The 14892-nt window shown below is 68.7% G+C and carries 15 protein-coding genes; 6 read left to right on the top strand and 9 right to left on the bottom strand.

Going from position 1 to position 14892, the window contains the following annotated elements; genetic code table 11:
• Positions 1-38: 38 nt before the first annotated feature.
• Complete coding sequence (locus K1T73_RS03090; protein WP_220602530.1) at positions 39-1646, top strand: hypothetical protein; 1608 nt, start codon at positions 39-41, stop codon at positions 1644-1646.
• Positions 1647-1788: 142 nt separating this feature from the next.
• On the top strand, positions 1789-2682 hold the full coding sequence (locus tag K1T73_RS03085; protein WP_220602529.1) for a fructose bisphosphate aldolase: 894 nt from the start codon (positions 1789-1791) through the stop codon (positions 2680-2682).
• 4 nt (positions 2683-2686) lie between these two features.
• On the opposite strand, the gene K1T73_RS03080 is transcribed toward K1T73_RS03085, so the two are convergent.
• Positions 2687-4309, bottom strand: coding sequence for an acyl-CoA dehydrogenase family protein (locus tag K1T73_RS03080; protein WP_220602528.1), 1623 nt, complete (start codon positions 4307-4309; stop codon positions 2687-2689).
• A gap of 161 nt (positions 4310-4470) precedes the next feature.
• Between K1T73_RS03080 and K1T73_RS03075 the strand changes: the two genes are divergently transcribed.
• The gene (locus tag K1T73_RS03075) at positions 4471-4746 is read left to right on the top strand and encodes a septum formation initiator family protein (RefSeq protein ID WP_220603592.1); all 276 of its coding nucleotides are present in this window, start codon (positions 4471-4473) and stop codon (positions 4744-4746) included.
• An 18-nt stretch (positions 4747-4764) separates the two neighbouring features.
• Here the strand turns inward: K1T73_RS03075 and K1T73_RS03070 are convergent, their stop codons facing one another.
• The gene (locus K1T73_RS03070) at positions 4765-5448 is read right to left on the bottom strand and encodes a fused DSP-PTPase phosphatase/NAD kinase-like protein (RefSeq protein WP_220602527.1); all 684 of its coding nucleotides are present in this window, start codon (positions 5446-5448) and stop codon (positions 4765-4767) included.
• A 142-nt stretch (positions 5449-5590) separates the two neighbouring features.
• On the opposite strand from K1T73_RS03070, the gene K1T73_RS03065 reads away from it, so the two are divergent.
• Positions 5591-6793 (top strand): alanine--glyoxylate aminotransferase family protein, encoded by a 1203-nt coding sequence (locus K1T73_RS03065; protein ID WP_220602526.1) that lies wholly within the window; start codon positions 5591-5593, stop codon positions 6791-6793.
• 45 nt (positions 6794-6838) lie between these two features.
• Here the strand turns inward: K1T73_RS03065 and K1T73_RS03060 are convergent, their stop codons facing one another.
• Positions 6839-7015, bottom strand: a complete 177-nt coding sequence (locus tag K1T73_RS03060; RefSeq protein WP_220602525.1) for a hypothetical protein — start codon at positions 7013-7015, stop codon at positions 6839-6841.
• Between the two features lie 20 nt (positions 7016-7035).
• Complete coding sequence (locus K1T73_RS03055) at positions 7036-8160, bottom strand: pyridoxal phosphate-dependent aminotransferase (protein WP_220602524.1); 1125 nt, start codon at positions 8158-8160, stop codon at positions 7036-7038.
• Between the two features lie 165 nt (positions 8161-8325).
• On the opposite strand from K1T73_RS03055, the gene K1T73_RS03050 reads away from it, so the two are divergent.
• Both K1T73_RS03050 and K1T73_RS03045 read left to right on the top strand, forming a co-directional pair.
• Positions 8326-9123, top strand: coding sequence for a crotonase/enoyl-CoA hydratase family protein (locus K1T73_RS03050; protein WP_220602523.1), 798 nt, complete (start codon positions 8326-8328; stop codon positions 9121-9123).
• A 122-nt stretch (positions 9124-9245) separates the two neighbouring features.
• A complete protein-coding gene (locus tag K1T73_RS03045) occupies positions 9246-10586 on the top strand; it encodes a polysaccharide biosynthesis/export family protein (protein WP_220602522.1) in 1341 nt (446 codons plus the stop codon).
• Between the two features lie 68 nt (positions 10587-10654).
• On the opposite strand, the gene folE2 is transcribed toward K1T73_RS03045, so the two are convergent.
• The 5 genes from folE2 to tsaD form a co-directional block, all read right to left on the bottom strand.
• Positions 10655-11755, bottom strand: a complete 1101-nt coding sequence (gene folE2, locus K1T73_RS03040) for a GTP cyclohydrolase FolE2 (protein WP_220602521.1) — start codon at positions 11753-11755, stop codon at positions 10655-10657.
• A 321-nt stretch (positions 11756-12076) separates the two neighbouring features.
• Positions 12077-12496: an EVE domain-containing protein gene (locus K1T73_RS03035; RefSeq protein WP_220602520.1), complete on the bottom strand. Its 420-nt coding sequence runs from the start codon at positions 12494-12496 to the stop codon at positions 12077-12079.
• Between the two features lie 2 nt (positions 12497-12498).
• Positions 12499-12768 carry a YciI family protein gene (locus K1T73_RS03030; RefSeq protein WP_220602519.1) on the bottom strand — a complete coding sequence of 90 codons (270 nt, stop codon included), beginning with the start codon at positions 12766-12768 and terminating at the stop codon, positions 12499-12501.
• On the bottom strand, positions 12768-13727 hold the full coding sequence (locus K1T73_RS03025) for an NAD(P)H-dependent glycerol-3-phosphate dehydrogenase (protein WP_220602518.1): 960 nt from the start codon (positions 13725-13727) through the stop codon (positions 12768-12770). Before K1T73_RS03025 ends, K1T73_RS03030 begins: the two co-directional genes overlap by 1 nt.
• Complete coding sequence (gene tsaD, locus K1T73_RS03020; RefSeq protein WP_220602517.1) at positions 13724-14821, bottom strand: tRNA (adenosine(37)-N6)-threonylcarbamoyltransferase complex transferase subunit TsaD; 1098 nt, start codon at positions 14819-14821, stop codon at positions 13724-13726. The genes K1T73_RS03025 and tsaD overlap by 4 nt, the downstream gene beginning before the upstream one ends.
• Between the last annotated feature and the right edge of the window lie 71 nt (positions 14822-14892).

Below are 14892 nucleotides of genomic sequence, written 5' to 3'. Positions count from 1 at the left end.
TACCTTCCCGCCAACGACTCGGATCGGGAGGGTAACAGATGACTGTTTTCAAACGTGTTTTCGGCGCCGCCGCGCTTCTCGCGGCGATCGGGGGCCCGGCCGCTCCGCAGGGCGATCCCCGGCCCGGCCTGCTCGATATCGTGACCGTAGACCGCGTGGCCGAAACCGTGGCGAGCTTCGCCATATCGGCGCTGCGCACCCAGATGGAGGTCGAATACGACCACCTCTCGACCGATATCCTGCGCGGGACCATGGCGATTTCGGGTGTCACCCTTCGCCCGCAGCTCAGCCATGACCGCGCACGCCAATGCGAGATCACCGTGCAACGCGCGAGCTTCGACCTCGGCACCGCCCGCCCGATGCTCGAGGCAGCGAACGGGTCGGTGACGCTGGTGGGCGCGCGCGCCGGCATCGCGTGCCTTCCGCCCGACGCCGGCCTCGCGCTGCGCGCTTCGGGCTACTCGACCCTCGACATCGACCGGGTGGGTCTCGAGTTCGACTACATTCACGGCACCGGCGAAATGCGCGTGAACGGCACCGCCGCGATCAACGACATGGGCACGCTCGATCTTGCGGCGGCGGGGGCGATCCTGCCCCGTCTGAATGCGCATGGCGTGTCGGGCGATCCGGCCATCCGTCTGCGCCGGGCCGTGGTGGGCTTCCAGGACCGGGGCGCGTGGTCGCGGCTCTCCTCGCAACTCCCCGAGGCGCTGCGCCAGCCAGACGTCATTCGCGGCATGGGCACCGAGGACCTGACCAACATGCTGAGCGAGAACGGCACCCGTGCGCTCACCTCGACCGAACGGCTCTTCATCGAGGACCTGATGGAGCACGTGACCCGTTTCGTGGCCGATCCCGGCGAGATCACGATCGAGGCGCAATTGCCCGCCGGCGGTATCGTGATCGAACCCGAGATCTACCAGAACCCCCCCGAACTGTTGCAGGCACTGGCACCCGATGCGCGCGTCGCGCCCTCGGCCCGCTCCGGGCTGATCGACGTCGCACTCCTGCAAAAACGCGAGGAAGAGGTCACGCCGCAGGACCGCCTGCGCCTTGCCCGCGCCTTCATGGAGGGCCAGGGCGTGCCACGCGCCGAGGCCCTGGTGCCGGGCGTCCTGGAACCCATCCTCGATGCCGAGGGCGAGACCGGCGCCGAGGCGGCCCTTCTGACGGCCCGCGCCTACATGGCCACGAACCCGGCCGAAGCCTATCGCCACGCCCTCCTGGCCAGCGCCCGCGACGCCGTCGGCGCGGTCGCGCTGCTCGACGCGCTCGAGGCACGGTTGACCACGGGCGCGGTGCTGGCCGCGCAGGACGAACTTGCCAACCGGACCGATGCCCCCGAGATGGCCGAGGCCCTGCCCGAAGGCGGCGACATCCGCGCCGTGCGCGCGCTTGCGCTTGCGCATCTCAACGGCATCGGCGCGCTGCGCTCCTATCCCCGCGCCTACTACTACGCCCTCATCGCCGAGGCGGCAGGCGACATCGGCGCCGGCGCGCTGCGCCAGGACATCGAGGCGCGGTTCGCCGATCGCGGCGAGGCGGTCAGCGCACAATGGGCCGAGCTTCGCGCGCGGCTCCAGGAACGCGCCGTTGACGACTGGGTGACGCTCGACCTGTCGGATCGCTTCATCCGCACCGACTGACCTGTCCCCTCCTGCCGCTTTCGCGGACCGGCGCGGCCCTGCCCGCCGGTCCGCCGCTTTCACGCGACGTTAGCGTCACCAGAATTGCACGCCGCCCCCCTTCGCCCTAGAACGGCGTGACATCGAAAGAGGGAGCAACGCCATGCCGAACGCCGACCAGAAACAGAAGATCGCCAACGCCGACGGCTTCATCGCCGCCCTCGATCAGTCCGGCGGATCGACCCCGAAGGCGCTCAGCCTCTATGGCATCGGCGAAGACGCCTACGGCTCCGAGGACGAGATGTTCGACCTCATCCACCAGATGCGCACGCGCATCATCAAGAGCCCCGCCTTCACCGGCGACCACATCATCGGCGCGATCCTCTTCGAACAGACGATGGAGCGCGAGGTCGACGGCAAGCCCACGGCGCAATTCCTCTGGGAGGATCGCGGCGTCGTGCCGTTCCTCAAGGTCGACAAGGGGCTCGCCGACGCCGGGAACGGCGTGCGCCTGATGAAGGACATGCCCGACCTCGAGGCCCTGCTTCAGCGCGCCACGTCCAAGGGCATCTTCGGCACCAAGATGCGCTCGGTCATCGACGCGGCAAACCGGGGCGGGATCGAGGCGGTCGTGGCCCAGCAGTTCCTCATCGGCGGGATCATCCTCGATCACGGTCTCGTGCCGATCATCGAGCCCGAGGTCACGATCTCGATCTCCGACAAGGCCGAGGCCGAGGACATCCTGCTCACCGAACTCACCCGCCATCTCGACGCGCTGCCCGAGGGGCGCGAGGTGATGCTGAAGCTCACGCTTCCCGAGACGGCGAACCATTACAAGCCTCTCGTCGATCATCCCCGCGTGCTGCGCGTCGTGGCACTCTCGGGCGGCTATTCGCGCGACGAGGCCAATGACCGGCTCTCGCGCAACACCGGTATCATCGCCAGCTTCTCCCGTGCCCTGACCGAAGGGCTTTCGGCGGATCAGAGCGACACGGATTTCGACGCCACGCTGCGCGACACGGTGCAAAGCATTCACGCCGCCTCGGTCGCGGGCTGACCCGTCACCCCGAAAGCCGCGCCAGGATCGCGTCCGTGTCGATGCCGCCGACCGCCCCCGCCGTGCGGCCCCGCTCCCCGTGCAGGCGCGTCGCCACGTAGGCATCCCCGACCGCCACGGGCGCCCTGCGCATCAGCACCGCCGCCGTCAGCAGCGAGGCGAGGCTCTCCACGTACCAACGCGCCTCGGCCTCGTCGGGCAGCTTGGGAAACCGCGCCATATGCGCCCGAAGCGCCGCGTCGAACTGGCGCGACTGGCCCATCGCCTCGCCCAGTTCGGCGCTCAGCACCTCCCCCGCCAGCGGCGTCTTGCGCAGCGTGCGCAGGATGTCGAGGCAGATGACATTGCCCGATCCTTCCCAGATCGAGTTGAGCGGCGCTTCGCGATAGAGCATCGGCAGATCGGTATCCTCGACGTAGCCCATGCCGCCCAGGGCCTCCATCGCCTCGTAGACCAGCGGCGGACACAGCTTGTTGTTGAGATATTTCGCCAGTGCCACGGCGAGGCGCGCGAAGGCGCGGCTCGCGTCGTCGTCGCGATCGAAGGCCGCCGCCACATGCAGGCCCAACGCCAGCGCCCCCTCCCAGTCAAGCGCGAGATCGGCCAGCACCGAGCGCATCAGCGGCTGGTCGATGAGCTGCTTCTGGAAAACGGTGCGATGCGCCGCCCAGTGATGCGCGTGATCGAGCGCCGCGCGCATCAGGCCCGCGGGCGCCATCGCGGTGTCGAGCCGCGTGTGATGCACCATCTCGATGATCGTGCGCACCCCCGCCCCCTCGTCACCGAGGCGATGCGCGTAGGCATCGGCCAGTTCGATCTCGGCCGAGGCATTGGCCTTGTTGCCGAGCTTGTCCTTGAGGCGCTGGATGTGGATCGTGTTCCGTCCCTCCTCGCGCCAGCGCGGCACGAGGAAACAGGTCAGCCCCTCGGGCGCCTGCGCGAGCATCAGGAACCCGTCGGACATCGGCGCCGAGCAGAACCACTTGTGCCCCCGCAGCCGGTAGAGATCGCCGTCGCGCACCGCCCGCGTGGTGTTGGCCCGCACGTCCGAGCCGCCCTGCTTCTCGGTCATCGCCATGCCCATCGTCGCGCCCGGCTTGCGCGCGAGCGGGCGGACCGATCCGTCATAGACCCGCGCCGTGAGCTTCGGCACCCATTGCCGAAGCAGGCCCGTGTCGGCGCGGAGTGCTGGCACCGCCGCATAGGTCATGGTCATCGGACAACACACGCCCGGCTCGATCTGGCTGGTGAGATAGACCATCGCGGCATGGGTCGCGTGGCCGCCCGGCTGGCCCTCCCACGGGATCGCGGCATAGCCCGCGCCGATCCCCGCCTCCATCAGGCGGTGATAGGCCGGGTGGAACCGCACCTCGTCGAGCCGCCGCCCGCCCGCGTCGAAGAGCACCGCCTCGGGCGGCGTTTCCCGCGCCCGCCGTCCGGCCTCGACCATGTCGGCCCGTCCCATGTCGAGCCCGTATTGCGCCAGGTGATCGCCGTCCGCGCCCGCCCCGCCGGCATGATCCCGCAGCGCCGCGTCGCCCGACCACAGGTCGCGGTCGCCCCTCGGGGCGGGTTGGTTCGTGATCTCGTGCGTGTCGGTGAAATCGTGCCCCGGAAACTGCGTCATCTCTCGCCTCTCTCGTCTGGCCCAAATGCTACAGGTCGCCTCACCGGATTGGAAAGGGGATTCACAACGCCCGCGGCTTGTGCAACTCTCGCCCCCGGCGCCCGGCAAGAGGCGCGAAACGAGAAGGCAGAGCCGTGAGCATCCGCAGCAGAAAGCCCGCGATGGGCGTGCTTGTCTATTTCACCGTGGCCTTCGGGCTGGGGCTTTACTTCGCGTTCGCCGCGATCCAGGGCGATTTCGGGCTTTTCCGCCGCGCCGAGATCGAGGCCGAATCGCGGCTCCTGAAGGAGCGGCTCGACGCGCTCGAATCGCAGGTGGCACGGATGGAGAACCTGACGAAGCGGCTCTCGGACACCTATCTCGACCTCGATCTTCTCGACGAACAGGCGCGCAGCGTTCTGGGTCTCATGCGCTCGGACGAGATCATCATCCGCTGACCCCGTGCCGTCACGAGGTCAGAAGCGCGGCCGATACGTCTCCTCGAACTCCCGCTGCAACGCGTCGCGGTCGTATTCCTCGCGGATCCAGTCCTCGAATCCGATGCCCGTCTCGGCCTGCCGCGCCCCGTAGACGTCGAGAATGTGATCGAGGATCCCCGTCCGCGACTGGCGGATGTGGATATACCTGAGCCCCAGCATCTTGCGCGCCTCGCTCACCGGCCGCCCCTCCATCACCAGGAGCCAGATGGCCGAGGCAAAACCCGCGCGGTCGGCGCCCGACTTGCAATGCATGACGAAGGGCTTCTCGATCTCGCGGAACACTTCGAGCAGGTGCAAAATGTCCTCCTTCGGCGCGGCATAACGCGCGTGGAGCGTCACGTTGACAAGCTCGAGACCGAGCTCGGCGCAGCTCTCCTCCTCGACGAGGTAATGCGCCGCGCCTGCAGCGCCCCGCAGGTTGAGGACCGTGCGGATACCCATCGCCTTCATCTTCTCGAACCGCCGATGCGTGGGATGGTTCGAACGCCACACGCCCGGTGCGACCTGGTGGAAATTGGTCCAGATGGTGCGCAGGATCGCGTGATCGAACCACAGGTTGTAGATATTGGCGCGGCGGCGGTTCTCCGGGGTGCTCAGGTCGGTGTTGTAGCGCGCGCGCAGGTCGCGCTCCCAATCGGCTATCCGCTTGAAGAATTTCATGCGCCGGCTTCCACTTGCCCGCCGCCCCCGCGGCGACGCCCCCATGTAGGCCCTGCGCTTCGGGCTGACAAGGCGCGGGGACGATTGACGCCGCTCCGGGCCTGCGTAGAGTGGCCGCGACATCGAGCACGAAGGCCGGACCATGACACTTTCCCACGGACGCAGCTACCTCGCCATACCCGGCCCCACGGTCGTTCCCGACGCGGTGCTGCGCGCGATGCACCGCGCCTCGCCCAACATCTACGAGGGCGACCTGATCGACATGACCTGGAGCCTGATCCCGGACCTGCGCGCCATCGCGCGCACCTCCGGCAAGGTCGCGATCTACATCTCGAACGGGCATGGCACGTGGGAGGCCGCGCTCGCCAACGTGCTGGCGCCGGGCGACACGATCCTCTCGCTCGTCACCGGGCGCTTCGGCGTGGGCTGGGCCGACATGGCCGAGAAGCGCGGGCTCTCCGTGGACCGCCTCGATTTCGGCATGGCCTCGCCCGTCGATCTCGACCTCTTCGAGGACCGGCTGCGCGCCGACAAGGAGCACCGCATCAAGGCGGTGCTCGCCACCCATACCGACACGTCCTCATCCGCACGCAGCGACATGGCCGGCCTCCGCGCGGCGCTCGACGCAACAGGGCATCCGGCGCTTCTCATGGCGGACTGCATCGCCTCCATGGCCTGCGACCGGTTCGAGATGGACGAATGGGGCGTCGACCTCGCCGTCGCGGCCTCGCAGAAAGGGCTGATGATGACGCCGGGCCTGGGGTTCGTCTGGTTCGGCGACAAGGCCATCGCGGCGCGTGCCCGTCTCGATCGCGTCAGCAGCTATTGGGATTGGACGCCGCGCGCCGATCCCGAAGGCTTCTACCAGCTTTTCGCCGGAACCGCGCCCACGCATCTCCTGCACGGTCTGCGCGCGGCGCTCGATCTCATCATGGACGAGGGGATCGAGAACGTCTGGGCGCGCCACGAAACGCTCGCCCGCGCCGTCTGGGCCGCGGTCGAGGCATGGGGCGCGGGCGATGGCGTCATGCGTCTCAACATCGCCGACCCGGCCCATCGCAGCCACGCGGTCACGTCCATCTCGCTGCCCGCGCCGGACGGCGACAGGCTGCGCCGCTGGACCGAGGACATGGCGGGCGTCACCCTCGGCGTCGGTCTCGGCATGGCCGAACCCGGAAGCCCCAACGCGGGCGCCCATTTCCGGCTGGGCCACATGGGCCATGTCAACGCGCATATGCTCATGGGCGCGCTCGGCGTGATGGAGGCGGGACTCGTGGCGCTGGACGTCCCGCGCGGCGACGGCGGGCTTTCGGCGGCGGCCGAGGTTATCGGCAAACGGGCCTGATCCGCCGCGGCACGTCCCGGACCGCGCCCCGAGATTGCATGGTCCTCACCCGCGCCGCCCCAGCCACGCGATCGCCCGGTCCAACCCGATGCCCAGCGCGACCGTCGCCCAGAACCCGAAGACGGCCCAGACCACGAAGAACACCCACAACAGGTTGACGAGCCCCATCACGAGCGCCGCGCCGGTATAGTTCGGGGCCTTGTCCAACGGTCCGTGTCGCATGGGGTCCCACCCTAGCCCGATTAGCCCTGCCGCGCCTCCCGCAGCGCGCCGGGCAGCGCCTCGGCGAGGGCAGCCAGGTCACGCTCGGTGCCGCAACTCACGCGGATGCACCTGTCTGCCGGCGCGACGAAGGGCATCCGTACGAACACCCCCCGCGCGACGAGACCGGTAAGGACACGCCGCGCAAGCGCGCCGTCGCCCCCGCAATCCACCGCCACGAAATTCGTGGCCGACGGAATGGCGCTCAGCCCGTTCTCCGCGGCGATCCGCGCGATCTCGTCGCGGGCCTCCGCCACGCGCGCCCGGACATGGCCAAGCCAGTCGCCGTCCTCCAGCGCGGCCAGCGCACCCGCCTGCGCGGCCCGGTTCATCCCGAAATGGTTCCGTATCTTCTCGAACTGCGCGATCAGCGCGCGTTCGCCCACCGCATAGCCCACGCGCGCGCCTGCCATCCCGTGCGCCTTCGAGAAGGTGCGCAGACGGATCACGCGGGGATCGCCGGCCTCGACCGGCACGGCGGTGCCCTCGGGCGCGAACTCGATATAGGCTTCGTCGAGCACCAGAAGGCAGCCCCGCGGCAACTCGTCCAGCATCCCGGCCACCTCTGCGCCGCGCCACCAGGTGCCCATCGGGTTGTCGGGATTCGCGAAGTAGAGAAGCTTGGCCCCAACCTCCCGCGCCCGCCCGATCAGGGCAGGCAGGTCTTCTCGGTCGTCGCGATAGGCCACCTTCTCGAGCCGGCCGGCATATCCCGCCACGTGGTAGTTGAACGTCGGATAGGCACCGTCCGAGGTGACGACCGCGTCGCCCGGCTCGATCATCATCCGCACGAGATAGCCCAGAAGCCCGTCGATCCCCTCGCCCACGACGATGTTCCCGGCCTCGACCCCCATCTCGCGCGCCAGGGCATGGCGCAGATCGTGGCTCGTCGAATCGCCGTATTTCCAGATCTCCGCCGCTGCCTCGCGCAGCGCCTTCACCGCCCTCGGCGACGGGCCGAACACGCTTTCATTGGCCCCGATCCGCGCCTTGAACGGGGCGCCGCGTTCGCGCTCCTGCACCTCCGGCCCCACGAAGGGCACCGTGGGCGGAAGGCCCGCGACAAGGCGGGTGAGGCGGGCGTGGCGAGGCAGATCTTCACTCATGCAGGCACTAAACGACAGTGCCCGGCCGGGCGCAAGAACCTCGATCGTGCCGCCGCGCGCGATCCGGCACTCCGCCCGATGACGCGGCGTCCCGGCGCCGCCACCGCGCTTCGCACCGCGCGCAAATCGGCTAGACTGCGCGCATCACACCACAGGAAACCGCCCATGCCCCGTGTCACGACCGAGATCACCGATCACATCGCCCACGTTCGCCTGAGCCGCCCGGAGAAGCGCAATGCCGTCGATCCCGACATGGCCCACGCCATCGTCGAGGCGGGCCAGGCCCTGCTCGCGGCCGACGACATCCGCGCCGTGGTGCTCTCGGGCGAGGGCGCGTCCTTCTGCGCGGGGCTCGACGTGATGAGCTTCGGCGCGCTCGCCGCGGGCGACCCCGAATCGCTCGTCATGCCGCGCACCCATGGGGATGCGAACCTCTTCCAGGAGGTCGCGCTCGTCTGGACCCGCCTGCCCGTCCCGGTGATCGCCTCCCTGCATGGCGCGGTCTTCGGTGCGGGGTTCCAGTTGGCCCTCGGGGCCGACATCCGCATCGCGGCGCCCGACACCGAGCTTGCGATCATGGAGATGAAATGGGGCCTCGTCCCCGACATGGGCGGCATGGCCCTCGTGCCACGGCTGGCGCGCGATGACGTGATCCGCCGGCTGACCTACACCGCCGCGCGTATCCCCGCGGACCAGGCCGAACGCTGGGGCCTCGTGACCGAGATCGCAGCCGACCCCCTCGCCGCGTCCCGGGCGCTCGCAACCGAGATCGCGGGCCGCAGCCCCTCGGCCATCCGCGCGGCCAAGCGGCTAATCACCGAGGCGCAATCCGGCCTGTCCACCGCCGAAATCCTGCTGGCCGAAAGCCGCGCCCAGACCGATCTCATCGGCCAGCCCGATCAACTCGAGGTCATCGCCGCGAACATGGCGGGCCGCGCCCCCGACTTCTCGCGGAAAGATTGAGCGTCCGATCCCTCCGGTTGTGACAAAAAATCCCGTCCGCCGGCGTTACGGACCGGCGGGGTCTTGAACTCGGGATCGTAACTCTGGCACCAGACATCGGGACAACTTTGGCGGGGCAGACCATGAACAAGACGATCTTCGCGGCATTGGCATTCCTTCTCAGCGGCTGCGGGGTCGCCTATATCAGCCCCGACGTGCGCGCGAACGATCCCAACGTGCAGGTCATCGAGATGGACGCCGCCTCCGTCGCGGCCGCCAACCGGTCAAGCTACAGCCCCAAGACCGTGCCCGCGGCCTTCTTCCGCAACGCGGGCGGCGCCGGAAGCCTGCGCGGCGTGGGCGCCACCCCAGATCCCGCCGTCGACCGTCAGGTCAAGCCCTCGTCGCTGCCGATGCGCCTGCCCCCGGACGCGCCGCAGCAGCCCTATACCATCGGTGTCGGAGACGTGATCCTGCTCAGCACACCCCAGACCGGCAGCACGGTCGAGGAGCTCTCCGGCCTGCTCAAGGCCCAGAACAGCCGGCAGGGGTACACGGTGCAGGACGATGGCGCCATCGCGGTGCCCGACGTGGGCCGCATCAACCTCGCCGGGCTCACCCTCGAGGAAGCCGAGGCGCGGGTCTTCGAGAAGCTCATCGAGAACCAGATCGACCCGTCCTTCTCGATCGAGATCGCCGAATTCAACTCCAAGCGCGTGACCGTGGGCGGCGCCGTCGGCAACCCGGCGGTGGTGCCGATCACCCTCACCTCGCTCACCCTCGAGGAGGCGCTCGCCGCCGCCGGTGGCATCGCCACGGATGACGAGGACTACGCCAGCATCCGCCTCTACCGCGACGGCACCCTCTACGAGGTGCCGCTCACCGAGTATTTCAAGCGCCCGCAGGTCCAGAAGACCCGCCTCGCGGCCGGCGACTCGATCTTCGTCGATACCGAGTTCGATCTCGACAATGCGCAGGCCTATTTCACCGAGCAGATCACGCTCGCGCAGTTCAGGCAGGACGCCCGCGTGCAGGCCCTCAACGAGATGAACAGCGCGATGAACCTGCGCCGCGCCGCGCTTGAGGAGGAACGGACCAACTTCGCCACCCGGCTCGAGCTTGACGCCGTCGACCGCGATTACGTCTATCTCGCCGGCGAGGTGAACAAGCCCAGCCGCTTCGCCCTGCCCTTCGGCCAGACAGCCTCGCTCGCCGACGCGCTCTTCTCCGAGGGCGGCTCTTCCAACCGGGAGGCGAACCCGACGCAGGTCTACGTCCTGCGCGGCGAGGAGGGATCGAGCCGGATCACGGCTTACAATCTCAACTACCGCCAGGCCGCCAACCTCATCCTCGCGACGAAGTTCGAGCTTCGGCCGAATGACGTGATCTTCATCGCCGAACAGCCGATCACGCGTTGGAATCGCGTCGTGCAACAGCTCGTCCCGAGCCTGATCACCAGCGGTGCGGCGATCGCCAACAACTGATCGCCGAGGTCCCGCACATCACGAGGCCCGGACCCATCGGTCCGGGCCTTCCCGTGCGTCCTGTCCGGTCAGCCCACGTGGAACAGGGTGTTGAAGAGCTTCGGGTCGATGCTCTCGGCCGCGAAAGTCGGACCCTCGGTCAGGATGCTCACCGCGTCATGGCTGTGCAGGCTCTCCTGGTGGCTCGCGATCACGCGGAAATCGCCGATGCGCTCATCCGCCAGAAGCGCCTCGCAGAAAAGCCGCGCGGCGTCCTCGACGAAGATCGGGTTCGCCGCGTTCAACTCGGCAAAGGCCTGTTCGTCCTCGCGCTTCACCATCACCTGCGTCTCGGTCGGCACCGCCCCGCGCGCAAGCTCGATCAGGTCCTCGAACCAGACGCAATCATCACATGTCACCTCGACCGAGATACGCGCGACCGACCGCTGCGAATGCGGCGTCGCCAGCTGCCCGCGCGCCTGCCGCGCATGTTCGCTCAGCTCGAGCGAGCACGGACAGGTCGAGGAATAGACATAGTCGAGATGCATGAACTTGCGCCGCACGCCGCCTGTCTCGACCAGCTCCAGCGCGATGTCGTAATACTGATACCCCTCCAGCCCCGAGCGGAGCGAGCGTATCTTCATCGGATAGGAAAACCGCATCTGGATGCGCGCGTCGATGCTGTCGAGGTCGGCGATATAGTCGTCAAGCGCCGCCTCGATCACCTCGAAGCTGAACGTCTTTTCCGCGTGCTTGTAGAAACTGCGCATGATGCGCGACATGTTGATGCCCTTCTTCTCGGCCTCGAGGCTCACCGTCCCCGTCACCGACGTCTGAAGCGTCAGGTCGCCATTGTCGCGCGTGTGAAACCGTATCGGCAGGCGGAAATTGGAAATGCCCACATGCTGAAGCTGCGCCCGCGCCCCCCGGATGAGGGATTGCGGCCCGTTCTGAAGGTCGGGCATCGTCGCGCGATAGGCCGCGTCGGCCTCGAAATCCTCGGGATACTCCCGCGAAAGCGCCGGATAGTTCGACAGCTCCCCACCGGGCAGAAGCCGCGCGATGGCGGGGTCCAGGTCGGCGATCTCTTCCGGCGTCGCCGATACCGCCCAGCGCCTCAGCCGCGCCAGCGCCTCGCGCGCGTCCTCACGATCCGTCATGGCGTCGATCTTGCTTTTGTGGACATTCATCACATGGTCCCTCGGGCCGGTGCAGCGCCTTACATAACCCTTCGGGCGCCCGATTGCGACATTTGAATCGTCATACGCCATGACCCGCCCATCGGATCACACACCGTGCAGCCATCGCGAATTTGAACCGTATTCTAAGGACTTGGCCTTTGCCGAGACCGAAGTTTTGCGGTATGTATTCCGATATCGGACCAGGATGGCCGATCCTTGAATTTTTCCAGAGTTACACGTGTGGTGCGTAGGGAGCACGTGGGGAAACGGGGGGCCATCCATCACGGGCGGTCCCCCGTTCTGATGCGCGGCTCGTGTCTGCGCGCGGGCTCAGGGATCGACGCCACCCATCTCGCAGACGATGCGCCACTCCTCCTCGGTCACAGGCTGCACCGAGAGGCGCGGGTTCCTGACAAGCATCATCTCCGAAAGACACGGCTCGTCCTTCACCATGTCGAGCGTCACGGAACGCTTCAGCGGCTTCACCGCGCGGACATCCACGCATTCCCAGCGGTCGTCATCTGTGGTGCTGTCGGGATGCGCCTCGGCGCTGATCTCGACGATCCCCACCACGGCCTTCTCGGTCTGGCTGTGATAGAAGAACCCCCGGTCGCCGATCTCCATCTCGCGCATGAAATTGCGTGCCTGGTAGTTGCGCACACCGTCCCATTCCTCGCCCTCGTCGCCCTTCGCGACCTGGTCGTCCCAGCTCCATTCCGACGGCTCGGACTTGAACAGCCAATAGCGCATGATCAGATCACCTTGTTCCATTCGATCAACTCGACGCTCTCGAAAAGCCCCGCCCTCGCATAGGGGTCGGCCTCGGCCCAGGCTTCGGCGGCGGCCATGTCCTCGACCTCCAGCACCACGAGCGAGCCGCACATCTCGCCCGCCGCGTCCAGAAGCGGGCCGGCCTGCCTGACCGTGTCCCCGGATTTCAGGTAAGCGACATGCGCATCGCGCGTATCCTTGCGGGTCTGCAGCGCGCCCGGCTTGTCGCGGGCAATGAGAGCGATCAGCATCATTCCTCCTTGAGTGGCCGCGCGAGCAGCATATCCATCGCCTCGCGCACGCGCAATTCGCCGGCGACAAGTGCCACCACCGCATCGGTGATCGGCATCTCGATCCCAAGGCCGCGCGCCCGGTCCTGCACCGCGCGCGCCGTCGCCGCGCCCTCGACCGTGACCCCTGCCTCGAACGCCTCTTCACGGCCGAGGCTCAGGCCGTAGCGCAGGTTGCGCGACTGCTCGGACATGCAGGTGAGCGCCAGGTCGCCGAACCCCGACAGCCCCGCCAGCGTCTCGGCCTCGGCCCCCAGCGCCTCGGCCATGCGCGCCATCTCGGCATAGCCGCGCGTCATGAGCGCGGCCCGCGCGCTCTCGCCCAGCCCCGCGCCTATCGCGGCGCCGCAGGCGATCGCGATCACGTTCTTGAGCGCCCCGCCAAGCTCGGCCCCCGTCACGTCGCCTGTGCGGTAGAGCCGCAGGTGCGGCGCGCGCAGAAGTTCCTGCAAGCCTTCCGCCGCCACCTCGTCCGCACACGCCAGCGTCAGCGCCGTGGGCAGCCCCCGCGCGATATCGGCGGCAAAGCTCGGCCCGGTCAGGACGGCAGGCGTCGCGTCGGGCACCGTCTCGGCGATGATCCGCGTGGGGCTGGCCTGCGTGTCGCGCTCCACGCCCTTGCAACACGCGACCAGCGGCTTTCCCGCCAGCACGTGCCGCGCGCCTTCCAGCGCCCCGCGCAGCTTCTGCGTCGGCACCGACAGCAGCACGGCGGCGCACCCGCCAAGCCGCGCCAGGTCGTCCGTGACCTCCAGCGCCTCGGGCAGGGTCACGCCCGGCAGGCGCGTTTCGTTCGTCCGCGTCTCGCGCATCTCGCGCACCTGCTCCGCGTCGCGCGCATACAGCACCACGTCGCCCGACCGGGCGAAGGACACCGCCAACGCGGTGCCGAACGCCCCCGCTCCCATCACGCCGATCATGCCTTCGCTCCCTTCCTGCCCGACCCCAGCATCGCCGGGCTCGCCTTGTCGAGCGGCCAGCGTGGCCGCGCGCCCAAATCCATGCCGTCGCGCTGCCCGGCAAGGTAAAGCTCCGCCCCCGCATAGGCGATCATCGCCGCGTTGTCGGTGCAAAGCGCGAGCGGCGGCGCCACGAAAGCGGCACCCGCCGCCTCGGCCACCTCCATCAGGCGCGCACGGATGGCGCGATTGGCCGCCACGCCCCCCGCCACGGCCAGCGTCGGCACCTCCGGGCCCTCCGCGAGGTATATCTCCAACGCCCGCCGCGTCTTCTCGCCCAGCACGTCGCAGACCGCCGCCTGGAACCCCGCGCAGAGGTCCGCCCGCGCCAGCCGCCCCAGCGTGCCGTCGCGCATCACGCCGTCCCGCGCCCTGAGCACGGCGGTCTTGAGCCCCGAGAAGGACAGGTCGCACCCTTCCCGGTCCAGCAGCGGCCGGGGCAGCGCGAAGCGCGCCGCGTCACCCGTCGCCGCCTCCGCCTCGACCGACGGCCCGCCGGGCTGCGGCAGCGCCAGAAGGCGCGCCACCTTGTCGAACGCCTCGCCGGGGGCGTCGTCGATCGTGCCGCCCAGCCGCGCGAAATCCTGCGGCCCGCGCACCAGCAGGAACTGGCAGTGCCCGCCCGACACGAGCAGCATGAGATAGGGATAGGCCACCCCGTCCGTCAGCCTCGGCGTCAGCGCGTGCCCCGCAAGATGGTTCACGCCCACCAGCGGCAGGCCCGCGCCCGCCGCGATCCCCTTTGCGCACATGACGCCCGACATGACGCCGCCGATCAGGCCCGGCCCCGCGGTCACGGCCACCGCGTCCAGATCGGAAAGCCCGACCTCCGCCCGATCCAACGCCTCGCGCACTGCAAGGTCGAGCTTCTCGGCATGGGCGCGCGCCGCGATCTCGGGGACCACGCCCCCGAACGCGTCATGCAGCGCCGCCTGCCCCATCACGACCGAACTCAGGATGCGGGGATCGCCGCCACCGGGCGCCACGCGCACCACCGCCGCCGCCGTGTCGTCACAGCTGCTTTCGATGCCGAGAAGGGTCAGGGTGTCGCGCATGGGCCGCCCGTTGCGGAAACTGTTCCTGCGAGGTAACACCGGGCGAGGCCGCAAACAACCGCGCTCGGGGG

The sequence above is a fragment of the Roseovarius sp. SCSIO 43702 genome (assembly GCF_019599045.1).
In the GTDB taxonomy this organism is placed as follows: domain Bacteria; phylum Pseudomonadota; class Alphaproteobacteria; order Rhodobacterales; family Rhodobacteraceae; genus Roseovarius.
Note: the sequence above shows the minus strand (reverse complement) of the source record. Positions and strands in the feature narration are given on the sequence as shown.